Genomic DNA, 13,668 nt, shown 5'->3' with positions numbered 1-13,668 from the left:
CTCTGCGGGCAACGCCATGCACAGCTGCGGACGGTAACAACACTTTTCTCCGCACTGACCAGATATGCAAAACCCGTTCCAGTACACGCAGGAAAGCTCCGCATGTACAAGAACGGGTTACCCGAGTAGGCGCGCCTACGAGTCAGGAACAAACGTTACCGTTTGTCCTTATCGTTCTGGGAGCGCGACTCAGGCGCTTCCGTCTTCGGCCTGATGAAGTCAGGCAGCTCGAATGAATGCGGCTCGATTTCCGAATCCGGCTGGGTGTCGTCGTAACCCTGACGGTAGCGGTCACGCCGCCAGCCACGTGCAGAAGCGTTCGAACCGCTATGGTGCACGTGATGTCGCATCGGCGCCCCGCCGTATCGATCCTCACCAGCTTCTTTTGCCACGGCAATCTGGTTGACGTTCGAGGGATCCATGATGGCGATAGGTGCCACAGGTTCCGGTTCGGTCGGCGCGGCTGTGTGCACCTGCATGCGCGACGGCAGCCACTCGGCAAGCTTGGAAAGCAGCCAGCAGACCACGAAGTAAATGACCGCAGCCACCACGAGCGTCTGGAGGATGTTGAAGTACATGGATCCCAAACGACGGGATTCCTGCAGCAGATCGGTATACATGATGATCGAGCCCAATGCGGTGTCCTTGAGCACCACCACCAGCTGGGTGACAGCTGCCGGCAGCATGGCATAGACCGCCTGTGGCACTTCGATGGTCATCAACGATTGCGTGCGCGTGAGACCAAGTGCCAAGGATGCCTCATGCTGACCTCCGGGAAGATTGCCCACACCGGAGCGAATCAGCTCGGCAACCACGGACCCGTTGTAGAGAATCAACGCGAGCGTGACCGCCCAGTAGGAGGCGCTTTGCATGCCGGTGGCCGCGAAGAACCGCCAGAAGAAGATCATGAGCAGCAGCACCGGTACGGCGCGGCAGAACTCGACGATAACGGCAGATACCGCTTTGAGAATCGGATTGGGCAGCAATCTTCCGATGCCGAACACGAAGCCGAACAGCACCGATCCAACGACCGCCACTACGGATGCCTTGAGCGTCATCCATAGACCAGGCAGATAAAAATCAGTCCATGCCTCACTGTCCAAAGCCGGCTTCCAGAGCTGCCAATCCAGCTGATTTTCGCCACCTTCGGGGTTGTGCAGCTTCATCAGCACCCACACCGCCACCGCGAGGATGGCGATGCCACCGATGATGTTGAGGATGAGAATATTGCGTTTGCCCTTGGGCCCCGGCTCGTCGAACAGCAGAGAGCTTTGCTTACTTGCTTCACTCATGGCTTTACCTCCTGACCGCGAGCTTGTTGGACAACACCGTGGTGATGATGCCGATGGGAATGATGAGGATGACATATCCCAATGCGAAGATGAGGAATATCTGTACGATGGAATTGGCGTGGGATTCGATCATGGTGCTCATCAACGATGAGGTCTCCGATGCCACGGATGCGGCGGCGGCCACGGTCGAATTCTTGAGCAATGCGATAAACGTGTTACCCAAGGGTGCCACCGATCCACGGAAGGCCTGAGGCAGAATAATCTGCGTCGCCGATTGCATGAAGCTCAACCCCAAAGCACGCCCGGCCTCTGCTTGCCCCAATGGCACAGTGTTGATGCCCGAGCGCAGGGACTCGCAAACAAATGCCGCGGTGTACAGCGACAGACCCGTGACAGCCAACCAGAAGAAGTTCACTGAGAACTTGTCGGAGAACGTGAGCTTGAGCTGCCCGAAGGCACCAAGCACCATGAAGACCATGATGATGGTGAGCGGCATGTTTTTGAACAGCTCAACGTATGCGCCAGACAAGGTGCGCAGCGATGAGATGGGGCTGATGCGCATCATGAGCAGCACCACGCCCAGAATCAACGAGAACAGCGCGGACCAGAGCGTCAGTTCAATGTTGACTAGGAACGCACCGGGAACATTGTATTGACTCAGCAATTGTACAAAATCACTCATTTCGAAGCCCCCGTTTCTCCCTTGTTCGACAGTGGCGGGTTGTACTTGTCATTCGGCGTGTACTTCACCCCGCGGGTGTTGTCCTTGATGGCACGCTTCCACGAACCGTCCTGAACCATATGGTTTACAGCCGTATCGATCTTGTCAATCAGCTTGTCGTTGCCTTTTTTCACACCGATGCCGTAATACTCCTGCGTGAAGGGCTTGCCGATCAATCGCAATTTACCCCTTGCGTTGGCGGCAAGACCGGCAAGAATGATGTCGTCAGTGGTCACTGCATCCACGATGCCCGAGAACAAGGCCGTGGCGCACTCCGCATATCCAGGCTGCTCCATGAGCTGCACCTTTGAGGAATATTTCTTCTTGATGACCTGCGCGGATGTGGAGCCGGTCACCGAGCACAGACGTTTGCCGTCCAAGTCGTTGGGACCGGTGATGGAGTGGTCGTCATTCCTCACCATGAGATCCTGGCCGGCCACAAAGTATGGGCCAGCAAAGGAGACGGCCTTCTTGCGCTCAGCAGTAATGGAATAGGACGCGAGAATCATGTCGACATCCCCATTCTGCAGCATGGCCTCACGCTGCTTACTGGGGGCTTCCTTCCATACGATCTGCCCTTCAGAGTACCCGAGCTCGTGAGCGATGTAGCGTGCTACATCCACGTCGAAACCTTCGTAGGCGCCAGCCTTCTTGAAACCAACACCAGGCTGGTCGAACTTGATTCCTATCCGGATCTTTCCCTCTTCGTTCCCCGAGCCGCACGCGGCCACGGTGAACACGCACGCCACCGCGCACACCAGCGCCAGCATGCGCTGCCATATGTGAGATGTTCGTCTCGACATTCGTTTCATCACGTTTCACATCCTTCCCTAATAACGCAGCACGTTCATGCGGCAGCGCCACACCAACGTCAATCAATACTCGATACGCAATTCAGTGCGTCAGAATCTTCGACAGGAAGTCCTTGGCACGGTCGGTCTGCGGGTGGTCGAAGAAGTTGTCGGGAGTACCCTCTTCAAGAATCTTCCCGTCTGCCATGAACACGATGCGATCCGCGGCACGCCGGGCAAAGCCCATCTCGTGCGTTACGCAAATCATGGTCATGCCCTCCTTGGCGAGGCTGATCATCACGTCAAGCACCTCGTTCACCATCTCAGGATCGAGCGCGGAGGTCGGCTCGTCGAAGAGCATCACCTTGGGCTTCATGGCAAGCGCCCGCGCGATGGCGACACGCTGCTGCTGCCCTCCGGAAAGCTGGGACGGCATCTTGTTGGCCTGCGATTCCACGCCTACGCGTGCCAGCAGATCCATGGCCAAATCGTTAGCCTCTTTGGGATCCATGTGGTGTACCTTGATCGGCGCCAATGTCACGTTTTCCAAAATGGTCTTGTTCGCAAACAGGTTGAACTGCTGGAACACCATACCCACCTCGGCACGCAGATTGGCCAAGGCCTTGCCTTCCTGAGGCAGTTCGTGACCACTGATCAGAATATCTCCTGAGTCAATGGTCTCCAAGCGATTGATGGTGCGGCACATGGTCGACTTACCGGAACCGGAAGGCCCCACCACGACCAGCACCTCACCCTGCTTGACGGTAAGGTTGATGTCTTTGAGCACGTGCAGCTTACCGAAGTGCTTCTCAACATGCTTGAGCTCGACCAGCGCGCGGCCGGTCGGTTGATTGGAACCGGTGGTGCCGGTGCCCGCCTGCTGCGGGTCTTGTACTGTGTTCTCTACCATGGGATTAGTATATCGATGCATTGTTACGAACGTTCGCAATATGCGCAATATAGCCGATACAAACTCGATAAGTAAGCTTGTTTTCCTTGATATTCCAAGGAATTATTTTCCGCACTTTTTTGCTTACCGATACGAAAATACTCGGGCGGCAGCTACATGTCAGCCGCACGCCCGAGTATTTTTAACTCTTTACTGCATAGTATGCATATTGTGCATACTCATGAGCCCGTTACTCTTCCTCGTCAGGCTCCCAGTCCACACCGGTCTCAGCACGCTGAGCATCCGAAATCGGCGCCGGGGCACCAGTGAGTGGATCACGCCCGCCACCGGCCTTCGGGAAAGCAATGACATCACGGATGGAACTTGCACCGGCCAGCAGAGACACGGTACGGTCCCAACCCAAGGCGATACCTGCGTGCGGCGGCGCACCATACTTGAACGCTTCGAGCAGGAAACCGAACTTCTCCTGAGCTTCCGCCTCGTCGATACCAAGCACCTGCAGCACACGGTCCTGAATATCGGTGCGATGAATACGCACCGAACCGCCGCCCATCTCCTCGCCGTTGCACACAATGTCGTACGAATCGCTCATGGCGTGCTCTGGATCCTTGTCAAACGTATCGATCCAGTCTGCGGAAGGCATGGTGAAGGGGTGGTGCATGGAAGTCCATTTGGAGTTTCCGACTGCCACATCGTCATCATCAGGATCGTCGGTGCGCTTGAAGAGCGGGAAGTCTACCACCCACGTAAAAGCGAACTCGTCAGGCTTGAGCAGTCCCGCCTTGCGGGCGATCTCCACACGGGCCGCACCCAGCAACAATTGTGAGGATTCGCGCGCTCCTGCAGCGAAGAATACAGCGTCGCCATCCTTGGCACCGGTGGCTTGCTTGAGTCCTTCGCGCTCGGCGTCGGACAGATTCTTGGCTACCGGCCCCTTGAGTTCACCGTCAGCGCTGAACTGCACATAAGCCAGTCCCTTGGCACCACGCTGGCGCGCCCACTCCTGCCATGCATCGAACTGACGACGCGGGGTGTCCGCGCCACCCTCAAAGACCACAGCGCCGACATAAGGCGCCTGGAAGACGCGGAACGGGGTGTCCTTGAAGTACTCGGTGAGTTCCACGATCGGATTGCCGAAGCGCAGATCAGGCTTGTCGGAGCCATACTTATCCATGGCGTCCTGCCAAGTGATGCGTTGGATGGGCAGTTTGACCTCATAGCCTTGCGTCTTCCAGATGGCGGCGATGACCTTCTCGGCCATGGCCATCACATCTTCCTGATCCACATAGCTCATCTCAATGTCGAGCTGGGTGAACTCGGGCTGACGATCCGCGCGAAAATCCTCGTCACGATAGCAGCGGGCGAGCTGATAGTAGCGCTCCACACCGCCGACCATCAGCAGCTGCTTCAACAGCTGCGGGGACTGCGGCAACGCATACCAAGAACCTGGCACCAAACGTGCCGGCACCACGAAATCACGGGCACCTTCAGGCGTGGACTTAATGAAGGTCGGTGTCTCAACCTCGGTGAAGTCCATATCTTCGAGCGCATGACGAGCAGCGCGTGTCATGTCGCTGCGCAGCTTCAGATTGCTCTGCATCTGCGGACGTCGCAGGTCCAGGTAACGGTACTTCAGACGCACGTCCTCACCAGGCAGCTTGTTCTCAGACTCGTTCTCCAGCGCTGTGGAGACTTGGAACGGCAGCGCATCGGCTTTGGCCAATACCGTCAGCTTCTCGGCGACTACTTCGACCTTGCCCGTGCCCAAGTGCTCGTTCTCGTTGCCCTCAGGACGCTCACGCACCTCACCCTCGATCTGCACCACGAACTCGCTGCGCAACGGGCGCGCAATCTCCTCATCGTAGATGACGACCTGCACCAAGCCGGTGTTGTCACGCAAATCAATGAAGGCCACACCGCCGTGGTCACGCCGGCGATCCACCCAACCGGCGAGGGTCACGTGCTGGCCGATGAGATCCTCTCCTACCTGCGCTGCGTGATGTGTCCTGTACGCCGTCTGGCTCATACTTCCTCTATTCCTTTTGCTCTGCGAAGCCGCGAGCGTCCAGCTCCCGGGCATTCATGGCCACTGATGGAACCAGCATTCGGTTCCACGCCAACGTTTTTACCGCTCTTAGACTAGCGAGCTGCCCAGACGTGACAACCGCCCGTCACTGCCGCCAATACCACTCGTCTGCTCGCATCATGTCACTCAGGTGACCGAATCGTACCCACTCAAGGCGATACCGGATCAAGATGCGTACGTTTCGTTCATAAATCAGCTTAAATGTGAACGAAACGTACCCATTTACAGGCATACAGCCGGCGTATGGGTACGTTTCGATCTATCTCAGCCAGAAATAGGCACGGTAGAAAGACAATGACCAGGATAATTACCACTACTCGCTGAACTCAGCCAAGAGCGAGCGAGGTAGGCAAGACGACTGGCTGGACGAGCCATCGCTCAATCATTGCTCCAGAGACACGCTTTGCTCGGCGTACCGATCGTCGGGAGTCCAAGAATCGGCATTGGCCGGAACCTGCTCTCCTGTCACGATGTTCTTCACCGAGTCGCCCTCGATGGCATCGGACGCATCATCACTCTGACCTGCCGGGAACCACACATACGGAATGCCGAGTTTGTCGGCATACTTAATCTGCTTACCCAGTTTTGCCGCTGTGGGAGCCACATCCGCCGCGATACCGCGGGCACGCAACGACGCGGCGATGGCGTTGGATCCGGAACGCTTAGCCTCATCCCACACCGCAACCAACACCGAAGCCGGGGAGATGCGCGAAGCGGCAGCGCCTGCGGTGTGCAGCATGTAGGACACCAAACGAGACAGACCGATGGACAGACCGACCCCCGGGTACTTCTTGCTGCCTTGCGATGCCAAGTTGTCGTAGCGACCGCCGGAACAGATCGAACCGAGCGAGGCCGCGCCGTCCAAGAAGGTCTCGTAGACCGACCCAGTGTAATAATCAAGACCGCGTGCAATCTTCAGATCCGCAATGACGGAACCCGGACGAATGGCGGCAGCCTCGTCCACAATCATGGCCAATGTGTCAAGCCCCTCAATCGCCAGCGCATAGGCATCGCTGTCTTGAGCGATACCGTGTGCCACACACAATGCATCGAACCGCTCACGCAGCTGCGCACCATCTGCGGCACTAAGCTCGGCGAGTTCAAGACAGGCTTTGGCCTGACGCTCGTCGGCACCGCATTCGCTGATTAGCAGTTTGGAGACCTCGTCGGCACCTATCTTGTCAAGCTTGTCAATCTCACGCAGCACGCCTTCCACATCGCTCAGGCCAAGACCACGATAGAATCCTTCAGAAAGCTTGCGGTTGTTGGCGTGCACCGTGGCTTTGGGAAGACCAAAGGCACGCAGCTCCTCAAGGGCGCTGACCATGACCAACGGCAACTCCACCTCGTAGTGCGCGGGGAGGTCACCGTTGCCTACCACATCGATATCAGCCTGCACAAACTCGCGGAACCGGCCCTCTTGCGGACGCTCGCCACGCCACACTTTCTGAATCTGCCAGCGCTTGAATGGGAAGGTAAGCTGTCCGGAATTCTCCACCACGTAACGGCTGAGCGGCACGGTGAGGTCAAAGTGCAGCCCCAACCGCTGTTCAACCGGCGTGTCGGACTCGTGACCAACCTCCTGCAAGCGTGAGAGCAGGTAGATTTCCTTGCTGGTCTCGCCCTTCTTCAGCAGGCTCGAACCCGGCTCTGCGGCACGGGTTTCTATGCCTATGAACCCGTTGAGTTCAAAGACATGACGCAGCGTATCAATCACGCGCTGTTCAATTACTCGCTCTTGGGGAAGCCACTCGGGAAACCCTGATAATGATGCACCTTTAGCCATATCTCCTTATAATAAATGAGGTAGCCGAAATTAGGTCATCCTTCTTCCGGTATCCGCCTCTACACGACAGACCCAAGGAGCTGGCCATGGCCGACGAACAAGTCACTCAACCCACACCCACCACAGACGCTGGAACCGCCACTTCGCCCGCCACGCCGAGCGCGCCCAAACCTCACGCTCCCTCCCCTCTGGCTTTTGCCAAAAAGCCCATGAACCACCCCGTAGCGCCGAAGACGCAAGACTACTCCGAAGCTGATGTGAAAGCAGCAGAGGCATTTGGCCGCGTGGACGAAAACGGTAGCGTGTTCGTCAAGGAAGCAGGAACCGAACGTCAAGTAGGACAGTTCCCCGGAGCCGACACGCAAGAGGCGCTCACTCTTTATGCCCGTCGCTACCTCGATTTGAAAGCCAAGCTGGAGCTCTTCGCCGCACGTTTGGACAATCCGAGCATCAAGCCGCACGAGATTGACGAGTCCATCGCAACGCTCGGCGAAGAGATCACCAATGCCGAAGTCGTGGGTGACACCGCCGCGTTGCATACCCGCTACGAGGAACTCAAAGCACAAGGTCTGTCCAAGAAGGAAGAGCTTGCCAAGGCTCGCCAGGAAGCTGTCGCCAAGGCGATAAGAGAACGCACCGCCATCGTCGAGGAAGCCGAGGCTCTGGCCGCATCTCTGGGAGATTCCACCAATTGGAAGTCCGCCACCGACAAGGTGAAGGCGCTGTTCGAGCGTTGGCAGGAGCACCAGAAGACCACCGCACGCATCGACAAGCCTACTGCAGATGCTCTGTGGGCACGCTTCTCAGCAGCACGCTCAGCGGTCAACCAAGGCCGCCGCAAGTGGGGCAAGGCTCGCGATGCCGCCCGTGAGCAGACCAAGGCCGCCAAAGAGGCCATCATCAAGGAGGCCAACGAACTCAAAGACTCCACCGAGTGGGGCGCCACTTCGCACAAGTTCAATGAACTGATGGACCGTTGGAAGTCCGCAGGTTTTGCAGGACGCCGTGAAGAGGACGACCTGTGGGCACGCTTCCGCCAGGCCGCTGACACGTTCTTTGATGCACGTCAAGCCGACCGCGATCAAATGAGCTCCAGCGAACAAGAGAATCTGGCCAAGAAGGAGGAGCTGCTGAAGAAAGCACAGGCGCTGCTCCCTGTGGCTGACGAGAAGGCAGCCAAGCAGGCTCGACAGGCTCTCTCCTCCATTCAGGACGAGTGGGATCAGATCGGTTACGTGCCTAGGAACGACGTGCACCGCATCGAAAACGGCCTTGACCAGGTGGACAGCGCCATTAAGGCGGTTGAGGATGCGGCTTGGAAGAAGAGCGACCCTGAGGCCGACGCCCGTGTTTCCAGCTTTGAGAGCCAGCTCAAGGCACAGTTGCAGGCACTCGACGAGCAGATTGCCGCCGAAGGCGATGCCAAGCGCAAGGCAAAGCTTGAGGCGGAGAAAGCCACCAAAGAGCAGTGGCTGAACGCTGTAAAGTAGTGGCGAACACTGCCGACTGATATAGTCGCAGATAATTGTGGGGGTGTGCACAAATCCTGTGCACACCCCCACGTGTTTGTGTCCAGTTTATAAGCTGTTATATTCAGTTTGGCGAGTCAAGATGCCGAGACACCAAGGCATCAGGATACGAAAACGATATCAACACTATGGCCAGATAGCACGAGGTGCATGAACCGGTTGGGGTTCATGCACCTCGTTCATCTCAACACATGACCGCACCTCGTGCGGCAGGTATCACTAGGCGTTACTCGTCTTGTGACGCGTCTGAGTCCTTGTCAGTCTCAGCTTCTGTCTCGTGCTGACCGGTATCGCTGCCATCGGCACTGGCTGCACCTGCAGTCGGAGGCGTCAGCGGAGGCACCGGCAGAGCGGGAACCGTGCGCTCATCTGCGGCACTTGCTGCAGAGTCGTCGTGACCGGCACCGGATTGCACCGCCGTCAAGTCAGACTCGACAGTGTTCTGTGCGTCACCATCTGCAGACTCACTGCGTTCGGCCTCGACAAGTGTAGGGTCTTCGAATCGCTCGCCTCGGAAGGTGAACTCTCCCAAGATGCCCTCTCCCTGTGCATCGACCACAACCTTCTGCCCGTCCTCAAGCTGACCCATCAGAATCTGCTCCGAGATGGCATCCTCAATGTCGCGCTGAATCACACGGCGCAACGGGCGCGCACCCAGCAGCGGGTCAAAGCCCTTCTGCGCCAAGAGGTTCTTAGCGTCATCACTCAGCTCGAGCGACATGTGCCGTTCAAAGAGACGGTCGTTGAGACTCTTGATGTCCAGATCGACAATCTGACGCACTTGGGGTTCGGTGAGCTGACGGAAGACGATGATGTCATCCAGTCGGTTGAGGAACTCAGGACGGAACTGCTGCTTGAGCTCGCTCGTCACCTGTCCCTTCATACGCTCATAGCTCGTCTCACCGTTCGTCCCCGCACTGAAACCGGTGTTTGCAGCCTTGGCGATGTCCTTGGTGCCGAGGTTGGTGGTGAGAATGATGATGGTGTTCTTGAAGTCCACCTTGCGGCCTTGCCCGTCGGTGAGATGACCGTCATCCAGCACTTGCAACAACGTGTTGAAGATGTCGGGATGAGCCTTCTCAATCTCGTCGAACAACACCACGGAGAACGGCTTGCGTCGCACTTTCTCGGTGAGCTCGCCGCCCTCTTCATAGCCCACATATCCCGGGGGAGCTCCGAAGAGCCGCGAAGAGGCGTACTTCTCTGAGAACTCCGACATGTCTACGCGGATGAGAGCATCGTCGTCATCGAAGAGGAACTGTGCCAACGCCTTGGCCAGCTCGGTCTTACCGACACCAGTGGGACCGGCAAAGATGAAGGAGCCAGCGGGGCGCTTGGGATCTTTGAGACCAACTCGTGTACGCCGAATAGAGCGCGACAGCGCAGAAACGGCCTCTTCCTGGCCAATGATGCGCTTATGCAGCGAGGATTCCATGCCAAGCAGCTTCTTCGACTCCGCTTGGGTGAGCTTGAAGACCGGAATGCCGGTAGTGTTCGACACCACCTCGGCAATCACGTCCTCATCAACCACCATCTTGACGTTGCTGCCGCCCTCGCGCCACGTGGTCTCTTTCTCCTTGCGACTCTGCTCCAGCTTCTCCTGACTGTCGCGCAGCTCAGCGGCTTTCTCGAAGTCCTGATCCTTGATGGCCACGTCTTTCTCGTCGGAAAGCTTGGCGATGCGGCTGTCAAGCTCCTTGAGCTCTGGAGGAGCGGTCAACCGCTTGATGTGCAGCCTGGCACCAGCCTCATCGATAAGGTCAATGGCCTTGTCCGGCAGATTGCGGTCCTGAATATAGCGTGAAGACAATTCAGCCGCAGCCTGCAACGCACCATCTGTGATGGTGACGTGATGGTGGTTCTCGTACCGCGCACGCAAACCCTTGAGAATCTCGATGGTATCGGCGATCGAGGGCTCTTCGACCTGAATGGGCTGGAAACGACGTTCCAGAGCCGCATCCTTCTCGATGTATTTGCGGTACTCGTCGGTGGTGGTGGCACCGATGGTCTGCAGCTCGCCACGCGCGAGCATGGGCTTGAGAATGTCGGAAGCTCCCAGTGCTCCATCGGCAGATCCTGCACCAACGATGGTGTGGATCTCGTCGATGAACAGTACGATATCTCCGCGGGTCTTGATTTCCTTCAAGACCTTCTTCAAACGCTCTTCGAAGTCGCCACGGTAACGTGAACCCGCCACCATGGAAGCCAGATCGAGCGAATACACTTGCTTGTCTTTGAGGGTCTCAGGCACGTCACCCTCGTGAATCTTCTGTGCCAGTCCCTCCACGACAGCGGTTTTACCTACGCCAGGTTCACCGATAAGCACCGGGTTGTTCTTGGTGCGCCGGGAGAGCACTACCATGACGCGCTCAATCTCCTTGGCACGCCCAATGACCGGATCCAGCTTACCTTCTGTAGCCTCGGCAGTCAGGTTACGGCCAAACTGATCGAGCAATGCAGAACCGGTTTTGCGGGCTTTGTCCTGGACACCGCCGGCATTGGCCAGCTCGCCTTTGCCGTTCTCTGAGTCTTTGGCGCCATTGCCGCGAATCAAATCGATGGTGGAGCTGCGCAACTCGCCCAAATCCACATCCATCTTGATAAGCACCTGGGTACCCACACCCTCGCCTTCACGGATGAGACCCAGCAGAATGTGCTCGGTGCCGATGTAGCTGTGCCCCAGCTGCAAAGCCTCACGCAAACTCAACTCCAAGACCTGCCGCGCATGAGGCGTGAACGGAATATGGCCGTCCGGAGCAGCACTCCCCTTACCGATCATCTCCTCAACTTGCTTGCGCGTGCCATCAAGCGTAACACCCTTTGCTTCCAGCGCTTTGGCAGCGATGCCTTCGCCTTCCCTAATCAGGCCGAGCAGCAGATGTTCAGTGCCGATATAGTTGTGCTGAAGGGTTTTCGCTTCCTCCTGCGCCAGCACAATCACGCGCCTGGCACGGTCGGTAAACCGTTCGAACATACTTGTCCTTCCAATGTCGACAGTACTTATCTCAACTCTACAGATTCACGTGTACGATTATTCCGCACCAGGCAGATTGCGCTAAGAACGCAACCTTGTCCCTACCAAGACATTCATCTAGCTTTGCACTGCATCCTCAATGACGTCTTCCAGCAACTCCACCCGTTCGGCATTCCGCCCCTCGTGACGGTCAAACACGTCGATGTGAACATCGTCGTACGCCGGTTTCGTCTGCATCCAAAGCCTCGACGGCTCAGGCTGTTCAATCTCGGAATGCTCGCCGCACCCATGATCGAGCGAGACGACTTTGGCATCATCAGGACTCCACCGATTGGCGCATACTGCGAACATCGTGCCCAACTCTCCCACCATCGGCACCGCGAACCCACACGTGCTGCACACATTGCCGGCAGCGGTCTTGGTGGATAAGGATTTAGGTCCGCGCTGTCCTTGATACCAACGTTTGGCGGTCTGCGAGCGCCCTAATGCGCTCAGTACATGACGCCGGGAGAGCGAAAACTCCTCCACCACTTCATCCAGATCACTCATCTCGCCGCCGTCAGCATCGCTTTCGGCGGTTTCCTCTGCGGTCTTGCTCTCGCCGGCACCGTCTTGGGACTCTGCCGCTTGCGTTTCTTGTGCGGTATGATCTGCGTTGTTGCCGTATGCAGTGGCTCCGTCGTTGCTGCGACCGGACACTTCTGCGCCTTCATCGCCTTCTGCGCCACCGATACCATCAATGTCATCGTCCTGATCGGCATCATGCGGGACAGATTCGTCGGCGTCCTGCGATTCCTGGTATCCGGGTTCCAACCGTGGATCGTCGGGATCGGTGCCCAAAGCGTCGGTGACCGATATATCCTTGGCTTCGATGCGGTCTTTCCACGGCACCCATTGAGGAGCCAGTAATGACTCATCGGTGGCCACGAGTGACGCTTCGTTGACACTCCATGCCCCGTCGGCATCGCGGAAGAGCGTGACCGCCCACTGCCAACCTTCATAACCGCGCATGCGGCAGGCAAACCTGAAGTCGCTTACGCCCTCCCCCAAGTCAATGACCTGGAGGAAGTCCCCTACCTGGCTAGGATCATCGGCGGTTTCGAACGCCACTGCCTGAGCCAGCTCTTGTGCGGCCGTCATGGATTGTGTCATGCGTTATTCCTGTACATCGAAATTATCGGCGACTGCGCGCAGCAGCACCGCGAGTTTGCGCGACTGTGCCGCGTCCGGATAATGGTGGCGTCGCAGCGTGTTGCCGGCACCGTCCAACAGTTTGATCAGGTCTTCGACGATCGCTGCCATGTCGTCCGGTGCCGGGCGTGTGGCCTCGACGATGGAAGGGGCGGGACCGCTGAGTTCCACGTCCATGGCTTGCGGCCCTTTGCGGCCGTCCACCACCGAAAACTCGACCTTGGCGCCTTTGCGCACCATGTTCACGCCTTGCGGCAGGGACGAGGCGGGAAGAAAGACATCCCCTCCCTCATCGCTGGTTATGAAACCGTATCCACGCTTCTGGTCGAACCACCGTACTTTCCCGCTGGGCATTGTTCACCTCTCTTGATTCAACGCCGCCGAACGG

At 57.5% G+C, this 13,668-nt stretch carries 10 protein-coding genes; 1 reads left to right on the top strand and 9 read right to left on the bottom strand.

The window, feature by feature from the left end; genetic code table 11:
• Positions 1–155: 155 nt before the first annotated feature.
• From AC3B5A_RS00235 to hisS, 6 genes are all read right to left on the bottom strand, one after another.
• Positions 156–1,292, bottom strand: coding sequence for an amino acid ABC transporter permease (locus AC3B5A_RS00235; protein ID WP_489797931.1), 1,137 nt, complete (start codon positions 1,290–1,292; stop codon positions 156–158).
• 4 nt (positions 1,293–1,296) lie between these two features.
• Complete coding sequence (locus tag AC3B5A_RS00230) at positions 1,297–1,974, bottom strand: amino acid ABC transporter permease (RefSeq protein WP_489797929.1); 678 nt, start codon at positions 1,972–1,974, stop codon at positions 1,297–1,299.
• On the bottom strand, positions 1,971–2,825 hold the full coding sequence (locus AC3B5A_RS00225) for a glutamate ABC transporter substrate-binding protein (RefSeq protein ID WP_489798464.1): 855 nt from the start codon (positions 2,823–2,825) through the stop codon (positions 1,971–1,973). The genes AC3B5A_RS00230 and AC3B5A_RS00225 overlap by 4 nt, the downstream gene beginning before the upstream one ends.
• 82 nt (positions 2,826–2,907) lie before the next feature.
• Complete coding sequence (locus AC3B5A_RS00220; RefSeq protein WP_489797928.1) at positions 2,908–3,714, bottom strand: amino acid ABC transporter ATP-binding protein; 807 nt, start codon at positions 3,712–3,714, stop codon at positions 2,908–2,910.
• Positions 3,715–3,943: 229 nt separating this feature from the next.
• The gene (aspS, locus tag AC3B5A_RS00215) at positions 3,944–5,740 is read right to left on the bottom strand and encodes an aspartate--tRNA ligase (protein ID WP_489797926.1); all 1,797 of its coding nucleotides are present in this window, start codon (positions 5,738–5,740) and stop codon (positions 3,944–3,946) included.
• Positions 5,741–6,182: 442 nt separating this feature from the next.
• Positions 6,183–7,586: a histidine--tRNA ligase gene (hisS, locus tag AC3B5A_RS00210; protein WP_489797924.1), complete on the bottom strand. Its 1,404-nt coding sequence runs from the start codon at positions 7,584–7,586 to the stop codon at positions 6,183–6,185.
• Between the two features lie 86 nt (positions 7,587–7,672).
• Between hisS and AC3B5A_RS00205 the strand changes: the two genes are divergently transcribed.
• Positions 7,673–9,076 carry a DUF349 domain-containing protein gene (locus AC3B5A_RS00205; protein ID WP_489797922.1) on the top strand — a complete coding sequence of 468 codons (1,404 nt, stop codon included), beginning with the start codon at positions 7,673–7,675 and terminating at the stop codon, positions 9,074–9,076.
• A gap of 265 nt (positions 9,077–9,341) precedes the next feature.
• Here AC3B5A_RS00205 and AC3B5A_RS00200 read toward each other — a convergent pair whose 3' ends face one another.
• The 3 genes from AC3B5A_RS00200 to AC3B5A_RS00190 all read right to left on the bottom strand — a co-directional run bounded on the left by AC3B5A_RS00200 (position 9,342) and on the right by AC3B5A_RS00190 (position 13,634).
• Positions 9,342–12,089 carry an ATP-dependent Clp protease ATP-binding subunit gene (locus AC3B5A_RS00200; RefSeq protein WP_489797920.1) on the bottom strand — a complete coding sequence of 916 codons (2,748 nt, stop codon included), beginning with the start codon at positions 12,087–12,089 and terminating at the stop codon, positions 9,342–9,344.
• 117 nt (positions 12,090–12,206) lie between these two features.
• Complete coding sequence (locus AC3B5A_RS00195; RefSeq protein WP_489797918.1) at positions 12,207–13,241, bottom strand: DUF3027 domain-containing protein; 1,035 nt, start codon at positions 13,239–13,241, stop codon at positions 12,207–12,209.
• A 3-nt stretch (positions 13,242–13,244) separates the two neighbouring features.
• Positions 13,245–13,634, bottom strand: coding sequence for a cold-shock protein (locus AC3B5A_RS00190; RefSeq protein ID WP_489797916.1), 390 nt, complete (start codon positions 13,632–13,634; stop codon positions 13,245–13,247).
• Positions 13,635–13,668 lie beyond the last annotated feature (34 nt).

The organism is Bifidobacterium sp. ESL1133 (assembly GCF_058107325.1).
The sequence above is the reverse complement of the archived record's forward strand: the minus strand, read 5'-3'. Positions and strand labels throughout refer to the sequence as shown.